This window comes from Blautia sp. AM29-29, assembly GCF_003480555.1.
In the GTDB taxonomy this organism is placed as follows: domain Bacteria; phylum Bacillota; class Clostridia; order Lachnospirales; family Lachnospiraceae; genus Fusicatenibacter; species Fusicatenibacter saccharivorans.
This window is the reverse complement of record NZ_QUJD01000001.1, coordinates 65,036-84,150: the sequence shown is the minus strand read 5'-3', so window position 1 is coordinate 84,150 and position 19,115 is coordinate 65,036. Positions and strand designations below refer to the sequence as shown.

Annotated in this window: 16 protein-coding genes; 11 read left to right on the top strand and 5 right to left on the bottom strand. The window is 49.7% G+C overall.

Annotated features, from left to right (window positions below):
- The first annotated feature begins 347 nt into the window (after positions 1-347).
- The 10 genes from tyrS to DW769_RS00345 all read left to right on the top strand — a co-directional run bounded on the left by tyrS (position 348) and on the right by DW769_RS00345 (position 11,571).
- On the top strand, positions 348-1,571 hold the full coding sequence (gene tyrS, locus DW769_RS00390) for a tyrosine--tRNA ligase (RefSeq protein WP_055218066.1): 1,224 nt from the start codon (positions 348-350) through the stop codon (positions 1,569-1,571).
- A 78-nt stretch (positions 1,572-1,649) separates the two neighbouring features.
- The gene (gene alaS, locus DW769_RS00385) at positions 1,650-4,289 is read left to right on the top strand and encodes an alanine--tRNA ligase (protein WP_118719012.1); all 2,640 of its coding nucleotides are present in this window, start codon (positions 1,650-1,652) and stop codon (positions 4,287-4,289) included.
- A 205-nt stretch (positions 4,290-4,494) separates the two neighbouring features.
- A complete protein-coding gene (gene rpsU / locus DW769_RS00380) occupies positions 4,495-4,671 on the top strand; it encodes a 30S ribosomal protein S21 (RefSeq protein ID WP_004222305.1) in 177 nt (58 codons plus the stop codon).
- A 94-nt stretch (positions 4,672-4,765) separates the two neighbouring features.
- Complete coding sequence (gene cls / locus DW769_RS00375; protein ID WP_117760330.1) at positions 4,766-6,346, top strand: cardiolipin synthase; 1,581 nt, start codon at positions 4,766-4,768, stop codon at positions 6,344-6,346.
- Between the two features lie 59 nt (positions 6,347-6,405).
- Complete coding sequence (locus DW769_RS00370) at positions 6,406-7,689, top strand: D-alanyl-D-alanine carboxypeptidase family protein (protein WP_226906861.1); 1,284 nt, start codon at positions 6,406-6,408, stop codon at positions 7,687-7,689.
- Between the two features lie 33 nt (positions 7,690-7,722).
- Positions 7,723-8,457 carry a ribonuclease H1 domain-containing protein gene (locus tag DW769_RS00365; protein ID WP_022462318.1) on the top strand — a complete coding sequence of 245 codons (735 nt, stop codon included), beginning with the start codon at positions 7,723-7,725 and terminating at the stop codon, positions 8,455-8,457.
- Positions 8,458-8,510: 53 nt separating this feature from the next.
- Positions 8,511-9,311: a metallophosphoesterase gene (locus DW769_RS00360; RefSeq protein ID WP_070103705.1), complete on the top strand. Its 801-nt coding sequence runs from the start codon at positions 8,511-8,513 to the stop codon at positions 9,309-9,311.
- Between the two features lie 15 nt (positions 9,312-9,326).
- Complete coding sequence (locus tag DW769_RS00355) at positions 9,327-10,148, top strand: segregation and condensation protein A (RefSeq protein ID WP_022462320.1); 822 nt, start codon at positions 9,327-9,329, stop codon at positions 10,146-10,148.
- A complete protein-coding gene (gene scpB / locus DW769_RS00350; RefSeq protein ID WP_055226398.1) occupies positions 10,126-10,749 on the top strand; it encodes an SMC-Scp complex subunit ScpB in 624 nt (207 codons plus the stop codon). Before DW769_RS00355 ends, scpB begins: the two co-directional genes overlap by 23 nt.
- A gap of 33 nt (positions 10,750-10,782) precedes the next feature.
- Positions 10,783-11,571, top strand: coding sequence for a zinc dependent phospholipase C family protein (locus DW769_RS00345; protein ID WP_055226396.1), 789 nt, complete (start codon positions 10,783-10,785; stop codon positions 11,569-11,571).
- 99 nt (positions 11,572-11,670) lie between these two features.
- On the opposite strand, the gene DW769_RS00340 is transcribed toward DW769_RS00345, so the two are convergent.
- The 4 genes from DW769_RS00340 to DW769_RS00325 all read right to left on the bottom strand — a co-directional run bounded on the left by DW769_RS00340 (position 11,671) and on the right by DW769_RS00325 (position 16,068).
- On the bottom strand, positions 11,671-13,545 hold the full coding sequence (locus tag DW769_RS00340; RefSeq protein ID WP_179964625.1) for an extracellular solute-binding protein: 1,875 nt from the start codon (positions 13,543-13,545) through the stop codon (positions 11,671-11,673).
- A 23-nt stretch (positions 13,546-13,568) separates the two neighbouring features.
- The gene (locus tag DW769_RS00335; RefSeq protein ID WP_118666265.1) at positions 13,569-14,411 is read right to left on the bottom strand and encodes an ABC transporter permease; all 843 of its coding nucleotides are present in this window, start codon (positions 14,409-14,411) and stop codon (positions 13,569-13,571) included.
- Positions 14,383-15,456, bottom strand: a complete 1,074-nt coding sequence (locus tag DW769_RS00330; protein ID WP_118719014.1) for an ABC transporter ATP-binding protein — start codon at positions 15,454-15,456, stop codon at positions 14,383-14,385. The genes DW769_RS00335 and DW769_RS00330 overlap by 29 nt, the downstream gene beginning before the upstream one ends.
- Positions 15,457-15,528: 72 nt before the next feature.
- A complete protein-coding gene (locus DW769_RS00325) occupies positions 15,529-16,068 on the bottom strand; it encodes a cupin domain-containing protein (RefSeq protein ID WP_055226534.1) in 540 nt (179 codons plus the stop codon).
- A gap of 278 nt (positions 16,069-16,346) precedes the next feature.
- Here DW769_RS00325 and DW769_RS00320 point away from each other — a divergent pair, with 278 nt between their 5' ends.
- The gene (locus DW769_RS00320) at positions 16,347-17,582 is read left to right on the top strand and encodes a D-alanyl-D-alanine carboxypeptidase family protein (RefSeq protein WP_226906314.1); all 1,236 of its coding nucleotides are present in this window, start codon (positions 16,347-16,349) and stop codon (positions 17,580-17,582) included.
- Here DW769_RS00320 and DW769_RS00315 read toward each other — a convergent pair.
- Positions 17,567-18,949 carry an MATE family efflux transporter gene (locus DW769_RS00315; RefSeq protein ID WP_055226390.1) on the bottom strand — a complete coding sequence of 461 codons (1,383 nt, stop codon included), beginning with the start codon at positions 18,947-18,949 and terminating at the stop codon, positions 17,567-17,569. The two genes, DW769_RS00320 and DW769_RS00315, sit on opposite strands and share 16 nt — an antisense overlap.
- Between the last annotated feature and the right edge of the window lie 166 nt (positions 18,950-19,115).

Here is a 19,115-nt window from a genome sequence, read left to right as displayed (position 1 = left end):
ACGCGGACAGAAAGCAGCCGGCAGATGAGAGGCGCATGCAGGTTCTGTACGATTCGAATACATCCCGGAGTTGCGCACCGAATAAAACGGGCGGCAGAAGAACTATGATGCACGTTTTTAGTAGGCTGCGACGTAAGAGACGAACGTTACAGCGTCAGGGTATTCAGAGGTTTTGGATACCGACAAAGGCAGCTGCCGTGAGACAGCTGTGAAGTAAGGTGGTAACACGGGAGATACGGGCTCTCGTCCTTTGAATCGGAAAGGACGGGAGTCTTTTTGTATAAAAAACTTTGGTCCCAGACGGTAACACATACCCGAAAGTCAACCGAAAAAAGGAGAAAAACAAAATGCAGATTTATGACGAACTGATCGCCAGAGGCCTTCTGGCACAGGTAACCGACGAAGATGAAATCAGAGACCTGGTAAACAATGGAAAAGCAACGTTCTATATCGGATTCGACTGCACCGCAGACAGTCTGACCGCAGGTCACTTCATGGCACTGACCCTGATGAAACGGATGCAGATGGCAGGAAACAAACCGATCGCCCTGATCGGCGGCGGCACCACCATGATCGGTGACCCGTCCGGAAGAACCGATATGAGAAAAATGCTGACCCGCGAGGAGATCGACCACAACGCAGAGTGCTTCAAACGTCAGATGGAGCGTTTCATCGAGTTCGGCGAGGGAAAAGCTATGATGCTCAACAACGCAGACTGGCTGCTGAACCTGAACTATGTAGAACTGCTCCGTGAGGTAGGTGCATGCTTCAGCGTCAACAACATGCTCCGTGCAGAGTGCTACAAACAGCGTATGGAAAAAGGTCTTTCCTTCCTGGAGTTCAACTATATGATTATGCAGAGCTACGACTTCTATCACATGTTCCAGAAATACGGCTGCAATATGCAGTTCGGCGGCGATGACCAGTGGTCCAACATGCTGGGAGGAACCGAACTGATCCGCCGTAAACTTGGAAAAGATGCCTATGCAATGACCATCACCCTTCTGACCGACTCTCAGGGCAAGAAGATGGGTAAAACCGCAGGAAACGCTGTATGGCTTGACCCGAACAAGACCAGCCCGTTCGATTTCTACCAGTACTGGAGAAACGTGGACGATGCCGATGTCTTAAAATGTATCCGTATGCTGACCTTCCTGCCGCTGGAGCAGATCGACGAGATGGATTCCTGGGAAGGAAGCAAGCTGAACGAGGCAAAAGAGATCCTGGCCTATGAGCTGACCTCCATGGTACACGGCGAGGAAGAAGCAAAGAAAGCGCAGGAAGGCGCACGTGCCGTATTCTCTACCGGAAGCTCCGAGCATATGCCGACCAGTGAAATTTCTGCAGAGGATTTCACGGACGATAAAATCGATATCGTAACCCTTCTTGTCAAAGCAGAGCTTGCAAAGACCAGAAACGAAGGACGCCGTGCCGTAGAGCAGGGCGGTGTATCCGTAGACGGTGAGAAAATCACAGATCCGAAATATGCCGTAGAAAAAGCAGCCTTCGGCGAGGACGGTATCGTTCTGAAAAAAGGAAAGAAGAATTTCAAAAAAATTTGCGTTAAATAATTAAGTGTGCTATTATAAAAGAATGGATTCCCGGAAGAAATTCCGGGACACACTGAATTATTTGGAGGACAAACAGTCATGGAAAAATATGGCGTAAACGAATTACGAAAGATGTTTCTTGAGTTCTTCGAGAGCAAAGGACATCTTGCTATGAAGAGTTTTTCGTTGATTCCACACAACGATAAAAGTCTTTTACTGATCAACTCCGGTATGGCTCCGCTGAAACCTTACTTCACAGGCGCAGAGATTCCGCCGAGAAGAAGAGTAACAACATGCCAGAAATGTATCCGTACCGGCGATATTGAAAATGTAGGAAAAACAGCCCGTCACGGCACCTTCTTTGAGATGCTCGGAAACTTTTCCTTCGGTGATTATTTCAAACACGAAGCAATCGCATGGTCCTGGGAGTTTTTAACACAGGTAGTAGGGCTCGATCCGAATCGTCTGTACCCATCCATCTATCAGGACGATGATGAAGCATTTGATATCTGGAACAAAGAGATCGGCATCCCGGCAGACCGTATTTTCCGTTTTGGAAAAGAGGACAACTTCTGGGAGCATGGCGCAGGTCCGTGCGGTCCGTGTTCTGAGATTTATTATGACCGCGGAGAAAAATACGGCTGCGGCAAACCGGGATGTACCGTTGGCTGCGAGTGTGACCGTTACATGGAAGTATGGAACAACGTATTCAGCCAGTTCAACAACGACGGCGAGGGCCACTACACCGACCTGATCCAGAAGAACATTGATACCGGTATGGGACTTGAGCGTCTGGCCGTTGTCGTACAGGATGTAGATTCCATCTTCGATGTCGACACCATTCAGGCACTCCGCAACAAAGTATGCGAAATCTCCGGAAAAGAGTATGATAAAGATCATGAGACCGATGTTTCCATCCGCCTTATCACAGACCATATCCGTTCCGCAACATTCATGATTTCCGATGGAATCATGCCGACCAACGAAGGAAGAGGCTACGTACTGCGCCGTCTGATCCGCCGTGCAGCACGTCATGGCCGTCTGCTTGGCATTGACGGACTGTTCCTTGCCCGCCTTTCCGCAAGCGTAATCGAAGGCTCTAAAGACGGATATCCGGAACTTGAAGAGAAAAAAGATTTCATCTTCAACGTTCTGAACAACGAGGAGACCCAGTTCAACAAAACCATCGACCAGGGACTTCGTATCCTCTCCGAGCTCGAAGAAAAAATGCAGAGCGAAGGCAAAAAAGTTCTGGACGGACAGGATGCATTCAAACTGTACGATACCTACGGATTCCCGCTGGATCTGACCAAAGAGATCCTCGAGGAGAAGGGCTACGGCATCGACGAGGACGGTTTCCATGCAGCAATGGAAGAGCAGAGAGAGCGTGCAAGATCGAGCCGTGAAGTAACAAACTACATGGGTGCTGATGCAACCGTTTACGATGAGATCGACCCGTCCGTAACAACTGAGTTTACCGGATACGATCATCTGGAGGATACCTCCAAAGTAACCGTTCTGACGACAGAGACTGAGATTGCAGAATCTCTGATGGAAGGCCAGAAGGGAACCATTTTCGTAGAGAAAACTCCGTTCTACGCTACCATGGGCGGTCAGGAAGGCGACTGCGGTATCATCAAAGGAGCAAATGGTGTATTCGAAGTAGAAGATACCATCAAACTCCGCGGCGGAAAATACGGCCACGTCGGTGTCATGAAATCCGGTATGATTTCAAACGGCGAGGAAGTTACACTTCAGGTCAACGAAGAGGCAAGAAAAAATATCGAGAAGAACCACAGCGCAACACACCTTCTGCAGAAGGCATTAAAGACTGTTCTCGGTGCACACGTAGAGCAGAAAGGTTCTCTCGTAACCCCGACCAGACTCCGTTTCGACTTTGCCCACTTCCAGGCTATGACACCGGAAGAACTGGAAAAAGTTGAGAATCTGGTAAATGAAAAGATTCAGGAGCAGATCCCGGTTGTAACCGACATCATGGATACTGAGGAAGCAAAGAAATCCGGCGCGATGGCTCTGTTCGGTGAGAAATACGGCGACAAAGTACGTGTCGTTTCCATGGGAGACTTCTCCAAAGAGCTCTGCGGTGGTACCCATGTAAAGAATACCGCTGAAATCGGACTGTTCAAACTTGTTTCTGAGGCAGGCGTTGCAGCAGGTGTCCGCAGAATCGAAGCTCTGACCGGACCGTCTGTTACTGCATATTATAAAGCACAGGAAGAGAAAATACATGAGGCAGCAGCTCTCTTAAAGACAACACCGGCGGATCTCCTCGAGAAGATCGCTCATCTGCAGGCAGAGGCAAAAGCACTCCAGGCAGAGAATGAGTCCTTAAAGAGCAAACTGGCAAAAGAAGCGCTCGGCGATGTTATGGATAAAGTAACCGAAGTCAAAGGTGTAAAACTTCTCGCTGCATCCGTACCGGATGTCGATATGAACGGACTGCGTGACCTTGGCGACCAGCTGAAAGAAAAACTGGGAAGCGGCGTTGTTGTTCTGGCATCTGCAAAGGACGGTAAAGTAAGCCTTCTTGCCATGGTAACCGATGATGCGATGAAGAAAGGTGCACATGCCGGAAAACTGATCAAAGAAGTGGCAGCCGTTGTCGGCGGCGGCGGCGGTGGACGTCCGAACATGGCACAGGCCGGCGGAAAGAATCCGGAGAAGATCGACGAAGCAGTTGCAAAAGCTGCTGAGGTACTGGAAGGCCAGATCGCATAACAATAAGCAGGAAAAACAGCACAAAATCCTGCCGCCTGCAGGGCAGAAAAAGGAGCCAGGCAGGCGGCAGGGAAAAATTTTGCAAAAAAATGAAAAAACTTGTTGACGTACGAGATTTTTCTGGTATAATAAGAACAGTGCAAAAAATACCCATACAGTTGTATTATGCACAATCTACAACTGGAGGGAGGTTAGGTGTGAGACTATGTCAAATGTAATCGTTAAAGAAAACGAAACGTTGGACAGCGCTTTACGCAGATTTAAGCGTAGCTGTGCAAAAGCTGGCATTCAGCAGGAGATTCGTAAAAGAGAGCATTACGAGAAACCAAGTGTTCGTCGTAAAAAGAAATCTGAAGCTGCCAGAAAACGTAAGTATAATTAATGTGCAAAAAATCCCCGGCGATCTGTTTTGCCGGGGATTTTTATACTTGTAACTTAAAGTCGCAGGTTTTGACAAAACAGCAAGGCGGTGACAAATGAGAATTTTGTACAAAATAGCAAACAAGCTGTTTCGTATCGTGAAAAAGATTCTGAAGCTGCTTACCAGCCGTATGGTCATTATCGGTGTTGCACTTCTTCTGGAATTTTGCTGGCTGGCCGGAATTGTGATGCAGCTCAATGAAAAATCTGTCTACATCAACTATGCGGTCACGATCCTTTCCCTGATTGCAGTGCTTTCGATTATCAATAATCCGAAAATGAATCCCGGCTACAAACTGATGTGGGCAGTCTGTATCCTGGCGCTTCCGGTAACCGGAATCTGCCTGTACGGCATTCTCGGCCATTCCAGTGTGGCAAGAAAATTCCGTACACATTACGATACAGTTCTGCTTTCGCAGGGAGGCGTTCTTGGAGAGGAAGAAGAGACGCGTAAAAAGCTCGAGGAAGAAAATATCCTGGCAGCGGGGCAGTCTTCCTATCTGACCAATTATGCGCATTATCCTGTTTATGAAAATACAGAAACAGAGTATTACCCGCTGGGAGATGTATGGTTTGAGCACTTTATTGAGGAACTCAAAAAGGCAGAACACTACATTTTTATGGAATATTTCATCATCAGCGAGGGGTATCTGTGGGATACGGTGCTGGAGATTCTGAAGGAAAAAGCGGCCGCCGGTGTGGATGTGCGGCTGATTTACGATGATTTCGGCTGCGTGACGACACTGCCGTATCAGTATTATAAATCGCTGCAGCAGATGGGCATCAAGTGTGCGGCGTTCAATCAGTTCCGACCGGTGCTGAATGTCATTTTAAATAACCGTGACCACCGGAAAATTGCCGTGATCGACGGTCATACGGCTTTCACGGGCGGCATTAATCTTGCGGACGAATACATTAACCGCAAGGAGCGGTTCGGCCACTGGAAGGATTCCGGAATCTGTCTGCATGGTGAGGCGGTATGGAGTTTTACGGTGATGTTTCTGCAGATGTGGAGCACAATCACCGGTATGGAATGCGATTTCGAATCATACCGGCCGGAAATCTATCACGAGGAAGCGTTTAAAAAAGACGGTTTTGTGCAGCCGTACGGCGATTCCCCGCTGGATGGAGAGACAGTAGGCGAGCATGTTTATCTGAACATTATTTCACAGGCGAAAAAATATCTTTATATTTTTACCCCGTATCTGATTCCGGACAACGAGACGCTGACCGCTCTCTGCATGGCGGCAAAGCGCGGAGTCGATGTGCGGATTGTAACGCCGGGCATCCCGGATAAGAAGATTGTCTATATTCTGACGCAGGCCAATTACGAGATCCTGCTGGAATCCGGCGTTCAGATTTACCAGTATACGCCAGGCTTTATCCATTCCAAGAGCTTTGTCTGTGATGATGAAGTTGCGACGGTCGGAACGATCAACATGGATTACCGGAGCATGTACCTGCATTTTGAGTGCGGTGTCTGGATGTACGGCAGCAGTGCGGTTGCCCAGGTAAAAGAGGATGCGCTGATCACGTTTGAACAGTGTGAGCAGATCAATATGGACTACTGCCGAAAGAAAAATTTTGCAGTCCGTGCACTCCGCGGTGCGCTGAAGTTTCTGGCACCGCTGCTGTAAACGGAACAGACAGCATAGTTCTGCGGTCGTCTGCATAGCCTGTAGGGAAGAAAGAGCAGATGTTTCGAGGGAATATGAAGAGAAGAACACGAAATATCGTCTGGAGCCTGCTGATGATCCTGGCGCTTCTTGCAGCGCCCTTGAAAGTGACTGCGGCAGAGCAGAATGGAGAATCTTCCGACAAGCAGCAGAACGAAACAACGGAACAGAAAACAGAAGAGACGGAGGAGACAGCACCGGAGATGACAACGGACCTTGGGCTGGCTTCGCCGTCTGTTCTTTTGATGGAGGCACAGACCGGAACTGTTCTGTATGAGAAAAATGCGTCGGAACAGCGAAGCCCGGCGAGCATCACAAAAATCATGACGCTGCTGCTGATTTTTGAAGAGCTCGAAAAAGGGACGCTCCAGCTGACCGACGAAGTGACGACGAGTGCGCACGCCAGAAGTATGGGCGGGTCCCAGGTTTTTCTGGAAGAGGGCGAAAAGCAGACCGTTGAGACGATGATCAAGTGTATTGTCGTTGCTTCGGGAAACGATGCATCTGTAGCGATGGCAGAGCATATTGCGGGGACAGAAAGCGAGTTTGTCAGCCGGATGAACCAGAAAGCAAAAGAACTCGGCATGAACGACACGAAGTTTGAGGACTGCTGCGGCCTCACGGATTCCGACGGCCATTACACGACAGCGGCAGATGTGGCGAAAATGTCTCGGGAGCTGATCGAGCGCTTTCCGCAGATCCTGAACTATTCCTCTATCTGGATGGAAGAGATTACGCATGTCACACAGAAGGGAAGCAAACCATTCACCCTCACCAATACAAATAAGCTGATCCGCGGCTATGAGGGCTGTGTGGGACTGAAAACAGGAAGCACCTCGAAGGCGAAGTACTGCGTCTCGGCAGTGGCGAAGAAAAATGATCTGACGATGCTGGCAGTCGTGATGGGAGCACCGGACTACAAGGTGCGGTTTGCAGATGCAGCGTCACTGTTCCAGTATGGGTTTTCGTCCTGCAGCATCTACATAGACCGGGAACGCGATCCCCTGCCGGAACTTTCGGTTGTTTACGGAAAGCAGGATACGGCAGAACTGGAATATGCGGAAGAATTCCGCTATCTTGCGACGGGCGGGACGGTGATCGGTGAAGTGGAAAAAACGATGGAACTGCCGGAAGAGGTGCAGGCCCCTATCCAGAAAGGCGAGTGTGCCGGAAGAGTTGTTTACAAAGCAGACGGTGAGGAACTTGGTTCCGTTGCGATTTTATATGGAGCAGACGTGGCAAGAGCCGGCATGTGGGATCTGTTCGGATGTACGATGAAACAATATTTTCTTGGGACGGCATAAAGCCGGAGTATCATGCGCGAAAAGGAGAAAAACATGGCAAAGAAAAATTACTATGCGGTAAAACAGGGAAAGGTTCCGGGCATCTACCGGACATGGGATGCGTGCAAAGCGCAGGTACACGGTTATCCTGGCGCAATTTACAAGGGATTTGAGCGTCTGGAGGAGGCAGAGGCCTTTCTGGGCGGCGGTAAAATGCCGGAACCATTGCTGCGGGAAACAAAAGGAACGTATTTCGCTGCCCCGGAACGAAAGGCAGTACAGAGCACGGCAGCACCCGATCCTTCTTCTTGGGACTGGGAACACCTGATTCTGGCGGAAAAACCATGCGAAGACCCGGAATACGCCGGTGTCGGCAGGAGCGCCGTCGCATACGTGGATGGAAGCTATCAGCATGCGCTCGGAAAGTTCTCCTGCGGTGTGGTCCTCTTCCTGGACGGAAAAGAGTTGAATCTTGCAGAAGAATACAGCGACCCGGATCTCGTCTCCATGCGGAATGTAGCAGGCGAGATCAAGGGCGCAGAGCTGGCCATGGCTTACTGCCTGACACATGATATTCCGGAGCTGGCCATCTATCATGATTACCAGGGAATCGCAAGCTGGTGTACGAGAGAATGGCAGGCGAAAAAACAGGGAACCATCGATTACCGGAATTTTTACGATCTGGCATCGGCCAAAGTTGCGATCCGCTTCTGCAAAGTAAAGGGCCACACCGGCGTCACCTACAACGAAAAAGCCGATCAGCTGGCAAAACAGGCACTGGGCTTATAAACCGCAGGGAAAACGGGTTGTCATACACCGAAAAATCAAGTATAATGAACGGTATGAGAAAATTTACAACGACCTATTACAAACTTTCGTCAAATGGAAAATTTCTGGAAGGAAACGGTTTTCGTCTGGCGTTTATCAGTGATCTTCACAATATGGAGTTTGGCCCGGACAACACGGTGTTAAAGGCAGTCATCGATGAGGCGGCTCCGGATCTTGTCATCATCGGCGGGGACCAGATTGTGGCAAAGCCGGGGGAGAACCTCGACCCGGGTCTGAGTTTCGCGGAACGTCTTGCGGAGGAATACCAGGTAATCTATGGCTGCGGAAACCACGAATACCGTCTGAAGCTGTACCCGGAACAGTACGGCGATCTGTATGAAAAGCTCCGGGAGCGCCTGAAAAAGGCAGGAATCTGCTATCTGGAAAATGAGACGGCGGATCTTACCATCAGCGGCTGTCCGGTCCGGATCTACGGCTATGCCATGGACCGCACCTATTACAACCGCTTTTACCGCGGACCGCTGCCGGTTTCGGAACTGACGGACCATCTTGGAAAACCGGATCCGGCGCGCTACGGCATTCTGCTGGCGCATCACCCTGCCTACCGCAGCTCCTATGCATCATATGGAGCCGATCTGACGCTTTCCGGCCATTATCACGGCGGCGTGGTGGGCCTTGGCGCGCACCGGGGGCTTGTGACGCCGGATTTCCGCCTTTTTTCGAAAAACTGCCGCGGGCTGTTCCTGACGGGCGGCACCTGCCAGATCATCAGTGCAGGAACGGGCGAACACACCATTCCGGTCCGCATCTGGAACAGAAGAGAATTGATTATTACAGATATCGGGAAAACGTAAGGGAGAACAGAGCACATGGCGATACCAGTAAAGCTTCCGGTGTTTGAAGGACCGCTGGACCTTCTTCTTCACCTGATCGATAAAAACAAAATAGATATTTACGATATCCCCATTGTAGAGATTACGGACCAGTATCTGGAATACATTCATCAGATGGAGCGGGAAGACCTCGACATCATGAGCGAGTTCATGGTCATGGCGGCGACGCTTCTGGATATCAAATGCCGCATGCTGCTTCCGAAAGAAGTGAATGAGGAAGGCGAGGAAGAGGACCCGAGAGCCGAGCTGGTGCAGCAGCTTTTAGAGTACAAAATGTACAAGTACATGTCGTACGAGCTGCGTGACCGCATGAACGAGGCGAGCCGTTCCGTGTACAAGGAGCCGACGCTTCCAAGAGAAGTGCTGGAGTACAGGACGCCGGTCGACACCTCCGAGCTTCTCTCGCAGATTTCTCTCGCGAAGCTCCATACGATCTATAAAATGATTTTAAAGCGCCAGGAGGACAAGATCGACCCGATCCGAAGCAAGTTCGGAAAGATCGAAAAAGAAGAGGTCAGCCTGCCGGACAAGATGACGTATGTCGAGCAGTTTGCTGTTAAAAAACGCCGCTTCAGCTTCCGCGACCTTTTGGAATCCCAGCCGGGCAAGGTGCATGTGATTGTCACCTTCCTTGCAATCCTGGAGCTGATGAAAACCGGCAAAATCCGGATCAGCCAGGAGGAGCTTTTCGGGGATATCCTGATTGAATCCCTGGAGGATGAAGACACCGTAGTTGTGCCGTATACAGACGAGACAGACAGTGAGGACAAGACAGATGGAAGAACAGAACAGGAATAAAGAAACTGCCCTGGGTGAGGCAAGACGCCCCTCTTCGGTCGAGGAGGCGGAAGCAGCCATCGAGGCAGTCCTTTTTGCGATGGGAGATTCCGTGGAGCTGGGAAGGATTGCAAAAGCGATCGGCCATGACACGGAGACGACCCGCAGGATTCTGAACCATATGATGGAAAAATATAATACGAAAGACCGCGGCATCCACATCGTGGAGCTTGAAAATGCGTATCAGATGTGCACGAAACAGGAATATTATGATTATCTTGTCAACATCGCCATGCAGCCGAAGAAGGCGGTTCTGACCGACGTCATGATGGAGACTCTCTCGATCATTGCCTACAAGCAGCCGGTCACGAAGCAGGAGATCGACAAGATCCGCGGCGTCAAGAGCGATCACGCGGTCAACAAACTGGTGGAGTACAATCTGGTGCAGGAGCTTGGCCGCCTCGACGCGCCGGGCCGCCCGATTGTGTTCGGCACGACCGAAGAATTCCTGCGGAACTTCGGCGTCGATTCCACCGACAATCTGCCGGAGATCAGTCCGGTCAAGATGGAGGACTTCCGCGCAGAAGTGGAAGAGGAAATGCAGATCAAGCTGGATGTCTGATCCGGCAGGAGAAAAAAGAAGGGAGATACCGATATGCCTACTACGTACGCACACGACAGGTTCGGAAGAGAAGTCTATGAACAGCTTCCGGCAAATTTGAAAAAGATCATTCGAGAAAACAAAAAATTGTATCTGATCGGACTGCACGGGCCGGATATCTTCTTTTATTACCATCCGTTCTCGAAAAACCGTGTGTCTGATTACGGAACGCTTCTGCATGAGCAGACGGCTTCCGTTCTGTTCGAGGATGAGGTGAAAAAGTATCAGCAGAGCCCGTCAGAGGCGATGGAAGCGTATCTGTTAGGCTTTGCCTGCCATTACCTTCTCGATTCGACGTGTCATCCGTATATCGGGAAATTTGTGGATCACACTGGAATTTCCCATGCAAAGATTGAGACGAGCCTTGACCAGTACTTCATGCTGGAGGACGGCCTCGATCCGCTCGTATACCGTCCGGCATCGCCGATCTGCCCGCACACCGACGGCAACAAGGTCATCCACCGCTGTTTTCCGGAAATCGGGGAAACAGAAATTGTCGAATGCCTGAAGGGCATGAAGCTCTGGACGAGAATCACGATCTGCCGCAGCAGTGCGGTAAGAAGCCTTCTTCTTGGAGCGATGAAACTGGTCGGCTGCTATGATTCGATGGGCGGCCGTGTGATGCCTGGAAGGCCTCAGAAGGAATGCGAAGCGGGCACACGGAATCTTGTCCACCTGTACGAAAGAGCGCTTGCAGAGGCGCCGCAGGAGCTTGTAAAGCTGGATGAAGTGCTCCATGGAAACGGAACGCTTTCTCCGCGCTTTGACCACAATTTTGATTAAAACAGACTTTTGAGAGCAACAGTAAGAATAGAAAAATCCCGGCAGGAATCTTTCCTAAGAATTCCTGACCGGGATCTTTTTTTGTCCGAAAGCAGATCTTTAATTTGATTTTACTTCACGCCACAGCTGGTTGTAAACCTCATCGGCATCATCGCCAAGATACGTAAAGGTTTCGCACCGTGCAAGCGTTTCCTCATCCGGGAAGGCGATTTCACTGTTTCGGATATCGTCATCCTCAATCAGTTCACGCGCCGCATCATTCGGCGTAGAGTAGGTAATATACTCAAAGTTTTTCAGTGCGATGTCCGGCCGGCAGAGGAAATTCAGGAATTTCTCTGCGTTTTCGACATGCTGCGCATCTTTTGGAATGCACCAGGAATCGATCCAGACGTTGGAGCCTTCTTTTGGAACAACGTATTCCAGATCCGGGTTTTCACGCTTCGTGTAGATAGCTTCACCGGAGTAAATAACGCCGATAGCCGCCTCATTTCCGATCATCTTGTCACGCACCTGATCCACAACGTACGCCTGCACGAGAGGTTTTTGTGTCACAAGCAGATCCTTCGCCTCCGTCAGCTCCTTGATATTGGTGGAGTTTAAGGAGTATCCCAGATCCTTTAAAGCAACAGCAAACGCATCGCGCACGCTGTCCTGCATCAGAATGCTGTCGCGGTAATTGGTATCCCACAGAACAGACCAGGAGTCGATCGGCTCGCTTACCATTTTTTTGTTGTACAGAATACCAACTGTTCCCCAGCAGTACGGGATCGAGTAGAGATTGCCCGGGTCGAACTGCTCGGAAGTCTCGTAGTACATATCTCCAATGTTGGAAGCGTTTGGAATATGGTCAAAGTTGATCGGCTGCAGCAGATCGTTCTGGATCATCTTCTGAATCATATAGTCGGACGGGCAGACAAGATCGTAGGAAATCGCACCGGATTTGATCTTCGGATACATGATTTCGTTCGTCTCATACTCCTCGTAAACAACGTGGATACCGGTTTCTTCCTCAAAGATATCGATGACATCAGAATCCATATATTCGCCCCAGTTGTACACAATCAGCTGCTGGGAGCCGCCGGCTGAAGCATTCTGGCTTCCGTAGTAAATACCGCCGCCGCCGATGACAAGCACCATGGCGATCGGAAGAATCCGGCGGAAGACCACACGTTTCGTGATGCGGAAACGGATGCCCTTCTTCGCCATAGCCTCGCGCTCTTTTGCCTCCTCTTTTTCTTCCTTCGGAGAAGGATTCACATTCACAAGGAGCAGCAGAAGCAGTACGGTGACAAAAAGAATTGTGGAGAGCGAGTACATCTCCGGCTTGATTCCCTTGCGGACCTCGGCATAAATCTTTGTGGAGAGCGTATCAACGCCCGGTCCCTTGGTGAAGTAGGTGATAACGAAATCATCGAGGGACATGGTAAAGGAGAGCAGAAAGCCTGAAACAACACCCGGCATGATGTCCGGGAAGATGACTTTCCAAAACGCGTACAGAGGGGAAGCGCCAAGGTCGAGGGCTGCCTCGTACGTTGATTTGTTCGTCTGCTTTAATTTCGGCATAACGCTCAAAATAACATAAGGAACATTGAACGTGATATGCGCCATCAGAATCGTGCCGAATCCAAGCTGAATGCGGCAGATGATAAAGAGCAGCATCAGCGAGATTCCCATAACGATCTCACCGTTCAGCATCGGGATGTTCGTAATACCCATGAAAAGCGTCCGGCTTTTTTTTGACATGCTGTTGATGCCGATGCACGCAAGCGTTCCAAGGATGGTTGCAATCGCAGAGGCAAGAAGCGCAATGATTAACGTTGTATACAGCGCGTTCATGATCTCTGTATTGGCAAACAGTGAACGGTACCAGTGCAACGTAAAGCCGCCCCATTTGGCACGCGTTTTTGATGCATTAAAGGAGAGCACCACAAGGGTGACAATCGGCGCATACAGAAGAATAAAGATGAGCGCCATGTAAATTTTTTCCAGTTTCTTTCTCAAAATGCCGTTCCCTCCCCGTCTTTATCGTATTTGTTCATCAGAACCATCGACAGGATGATGAAAATCATCAGGACTGTGGAAAGTGCACTTCCGGCATTCCAGTTGTTGGTCTGTTTGAACTCCTGCTCGATGACGTTTCCGATCAGAAGGATCTTGCTTCCGCCGAGCAGGTCGGAAATAACAAAGGTTGTAAGCGCCGGGATAAATACCATGGTAATACCGCTTACGATACCCGGCGTGGTGAGCGGCAGCGTTACTTTCAGAAAAGTCTGTACACTGTTCGCTCCAAGGTCTCTTGCTGCGTTGATGACATCGCGGTCGATCTTAATCAGGACATTGTAGATCGGCAGAACCATAAACGGCAGGAAGTTGTAGACCATACCGAGAATGATTGCTCCCGGCGTATTGATGATGGAAATGCCGGGCAGATGAAAAAACGAGAGAATGCTGTTGATGACGCCGTTTTTCTCAAGCAGTGTCTGCCATGCAAGCGTGCGGAGCAGAAAGTTCATCCACATCGGGAGAATGAAGATCAGCACAATAAAGCTGGTCTGATTGACGTTCCGGTTTGCCAGAATCATGGCAAGCGGATAAGCAAGGACAAGACAGAGGACTGTGCTGAGCAGCGAGAGCCACAGAGCCAGGCCGAGTGCCTTGATGTTTTCCTTCGTTGCAACGTAGGCAAAATTCGAAAGGGTAAAGCCGCCTTCTTCCCCGGTGAACGCATAGTAGAGAATCAGGATCAGCGGGATGATGATGAAACCAACAGCCCAGACGGCATAAGGTGCTGCCAGCCATTTCTTTAATTTATTACTCTTCAACAGTTGCCGCCTCCTCATCTTCGGATTCCGGTTTGTTCATGATCTGGATATCAAATGGATCGACATGGATGCCGACTTCCTGTCCGACCGGGAACAGATCGGTAGAGTGAACGAGAAGCTCAAAACCGTTCACCGTAACCTCCATCTCATAGTGAACACCTTTGAAAATCAGATGGGTGACACGTCCGCGGATGGTACCTTCCTCCGGTTTCACAAGATCAATATCCTCCGGGCGGATCACAACGTCGACCGGTTTGTTTTTGCCGAATCCGACATCAACGCACTCGAACTTCGCACCGAGAATCTCGACGAGACGGTCCTCAATCATGATGCCGTCGAGAATGTTGCTGTCACCGATGAAGTCTGCAACGAATGCGTTCTGCGGTTCATTGTAGATGTCTTCCGGTGTGCCGATCTGCTGGATATAACCCTGGTTCATGACAACGATCGTGTCCGACATGGTAAGCGCCTCTTCCTGATCGTGGGTGACATAGACAAAGGTGATGCCAAGTTCGTTTTTCAGACGGATCAACTCGTACTGCATGTCCTGGCGGAGCTTTAAGTCAAGTGCGCCGAGCGGCTCATCCAGAAGGAGAACTTTCGGTTCGTTGACAATCGCGCGCGCAATGGCGATTCGCTGCTGCTGGCCGCCGGAGAGAAGCGCCGGGGAGCGGTTTTCGTAACCCTCAAGGTTAACAAGTTTTAATGCGTATTTGATTTTGTCATTGATATATGCTTTGGATTTTCCTTTGATTTTCAGCCCGAAAGCAATGTTTTCCGCAATTGTCATATGCGTGAAAAGAGCATATTTCTGGAACACCGTGTTTAGCTGGCGTTTGTTTGGCGGAAGCTGGGTGATATCCTGTCCGTTAAATAAAACCTTTCCGGCATCCGGTGTCTCAAAACCGCCGAGGATACGTAATGTGGTTGTTTTTCCGCAGCCGCTCGGGCCAAGGAGGGTAAGAAATTCGTTTTCACGGATATAAAGATTCAGATCATCCAGAATGGTAACTCCGTCGTACGATTTTGTGATGTTGACCAGATCAAGTAATTTGGTACTCATGTGTAATATGCTCCTTTCGGGTTGTGAAATTTGGAACACCGTTTCTCGTGAAAATCACGCGGTGTAAAAAATCTAAAAATAAGGCGGTGAACTGACCCAGAGAATGATGGCCGGTGTTTTACCCGGATTTTCCAGATAATGATTACAGGAAGCGGGATAGTAGAAGCTTTCCCCTTTCTTCACTTTGTGGCATTCATCTCCAAGATGAAGGAGAATACGGCCGGAAAGTACATAGCCGAATTCCTCGCCTTCATGCGGTGAATCAATCTCGGTGCACGCGCCGCTTTGCAGCGTCAGCCGGATTGGCTCCATCCTGTTTTTCTGTGCATTCGGAACGATCCATGCGATCTCGTTGCCCTGCGCTTCAGCGGTCTTTACAAAGTAATCTTCTTCGCAAAAGACAACCTGATTGTCCTGCTCTTCGCCGAAAAACGTTTTTAGATCCGTTCCAAGGCAGGTAAGAACATCAACCAGCGTGGCGATCGAGGGAGAGGTCACATCGTTTTCAAGCTGGGAAATAAATCCCTTTGACAGCTCGCTCCGATCTGCCAGTTCCTCCTGCGTCAGCCCTTTCCACATCCGCAGTTCCCTGATTTTTTTTCCGATTTCCATAAAAAATCCTTTCTGCATCCAAAGTCTTTCCCGGGATCCTTTTGCTGAATACGGATTCTCAGGAAATCTCAGTAAAAATAAACAAAAAGTTTAGTAATTCTATACAAACACGGGGAATTATACATGATATGGATCGCAGTGTCAATAACTTTGTGAAATTTTACCATGATTTTGCAGGAAACCTCATATAATGAAGAAGAAGCAGACAAAAAGCCGGTCCCAAAAGAGCGTCCGGCTTTTCCGTTTTTAAAGAGAAAAAACACAAGGGGGATCTGATTTTGAACAGAAAAAGAAGAAACAAGACAGGTTTTTTCCTGGGAATCCTGCTTCTGTTTTTGGGAAGTGTGTCCGTGACTGCGACAGAGCAGGAGAGCGAGCCGAATCAGCTGTTTGCAACGGCGGCATGCCTGATGGATGGCGATACCGGCCGTGTGCTGTTCGGAAAACGCGAGACAGATCCTATGGCAATGGCGAGCACAACGAAAATCATGACATGCATTCTGGCACTGGAAAACGGACAAGAGCAGACGGTCGCAACTGCATCGGCTAAAGCAGCCGCAGCGCCGAAAGTACATCTCGGTGTGAGGGAGGGAGAACAGTTTCTGCTTGGCGATCTTCTGTATTCCCTGATGCTGGAATCGCATAACGACGCGGCGGTAATGATTGCAGAGACCATCGGCGGAAGTGTAGAGGAATTTGCATCGCTTATGAATGAAAAAGCCGCAGCAATCGGCTGTACAGATACGCATTTTGTGACGCCGAACGGTCTCGATGCTTCTGACGCAGGCGGAGATCACCACACGACAGCAGCTGATCTGGCACGGATCATGCGATACTGTGTCTGGATTTCACCGAAAGCCGCCCAGTTTCTCGCAGTGACGCAGACGCGGTCCTATACCTTCTGGGATCTGGAAAAGAAAAACATGTTCAACTGCTATAATCACAACGCACTGCTGGATCAGATGGATGGAGCTGTTTCGGGAAAAACCGGCTTCACGGCAAAAGCCGGTTACTGTTATACCGGTGCGCTGGAGCGGGATGGAAAGCGTCTGATTGTGTCGTTGCTTGCGTGCGGATGGCCCAGCCATAAAAACTATAAATGGGCGGATGCCGCAAAGCTTTTAAACTACGGGCTGGAATCGTATATGTATCGTGACGTGCTGGACCATAGCTGGAACCCAGGGCAGATTGAAGTAGCAGACGGTGTTTACGACGGGATGCTGCAGGTAAAAAGCAGCGCCCGCCTTACCCTTACAAGCCCAGCGCTTGATCCGGCGCGCTCGCTTCCCGCTCTTCTGAAAGAGACAGAAATACCGGAAAAAGACATTTTTTTACCGGAGCTTTTGAAAGCCCCGGTAAAGAAAGGAGAAAAGGTCGGTTCGGTTACGTATTCGATCGACGGGATTCTTCTCGCGGAATATCCCGTCTATGCAGCCGAAACGATCGAGAAAATTGATTATGGGTGGTGCATGGAAAAGGTCGCAGAGCGCCTCTTTTGTCATTCTTCGGTATGAGTCACTTTTGCAAGTGTTTCTGTTGAAAGAATTTTCCGGATATTGCAGAGAAACAGCGTAACGGCAGTGATAACAGAACATACATCAGCGATCGGTTCTGCATAGTAAACGCCCATGACACCGAAGAAATGCGGCAGAATGAGTGCAAGCGGAATCAGAAGGATGACTTTCCGGAGCAGTGCAATAAAAAGAGAAATCTTCGCCTGGCCAAGACCGAGGAAGGAACTCTGTACGCCGCTCTGCAGTCCGAAAATTGCCATGCCGGCAATGTAAACCGGAAGTACCTTCTCTACGATGACAATCAGTTCCGGGTCAGTCGTGAAAAGACCGGCAAAAAGAGCCGGACGAAGCATTGCGAATACAACGTAGACGAAAGCGGCAGTAAAAGTAATGGCGATCATGCGCCGGATTGTCTGGCGGACACGGTCAAACTGGCCTGCACCAAAGTTGTAGCTGATGATCGGCTGTACACCGTTCGTAAAGCCGTTGACCGGTACGAAAATCAGCTGCAGCACCGACTGGAGAATTGTCATCGAGCCGACATAGAGGTCGCCGCCGTACGTCTGTAGCCCGTGGTTCATGACGATTGTGATGGCACTTTCCGTTGCAGACATGATAAATGGTGAGATGCCGAGTGCCATGACAGAGCCTAAAATGGAAAAATCCGGTTTCATGGTGCGAAGAGAAAGGCGGACACCTGATTTTTTTGAGGTAAGAAACCGAAGAACCCATGCAGCACTTAAAGCCTGGGAGAGAATGGTAGCAAGTGCGGCCCCGGAAACACCCATATGAAGAACGAAGATGAAAACCGGGTCAAGACCAATGTTGATAACAGCGCCAATGAGAACGGAGCACATGGCCGTGCGTGCGTGTCCCTGACAGCTGATAAAAGTATTCAATCCGACAGCCAGCTCGACAAATACGGTTCCGACAAGATAAATGGAAATATACGTGGAAGCGTATCGGATTGTGTTGCTGCTTGCACCAAAGAGGTACAGAAGCGGTGTCTGAAAGAAAAAGAAAAACGCCATCAGACACACGGAGAAAAAGAGCAGCAGGGAAGTGGAGCTTCCAAGAATTTTTTCTGCGCGGTCCCGGTTTTTCTGTCCGAGTGCGATGGCGGCAAGAGGAGCACCGCCTCCACTTGCGAATCCGGCAAAGGCGGAGATGATTGTGATAATCGGAAACGTGACGCCGACACCGGTCAGTGCCAGGGAACCAACATCAGGAATCCGGCCGATATAAATGCGGTCTACAATGTTATATAGTACATTTACAATCTGTGCGAGGACAGAGGGAAGGGCCAGTTCGAGCATCAGTTTCCCGATTTTTTCGGTGCCGAGACGGCCATCTTGCTTGGTCTGCATGAAAAAAACCTCCAGTTTTTTTGTTGATGAAACGTATATTTTTCTGCGTCCTTTTCGTGGACATTGCTTCTATTATAGCTTTTTAAGGGCAATCCTGCAAGAAAAAAACGAAAAACTTTGCAATCCGTTGTGAAAGTCTACAGGCTTTTCCCGGAAACGCAAAACA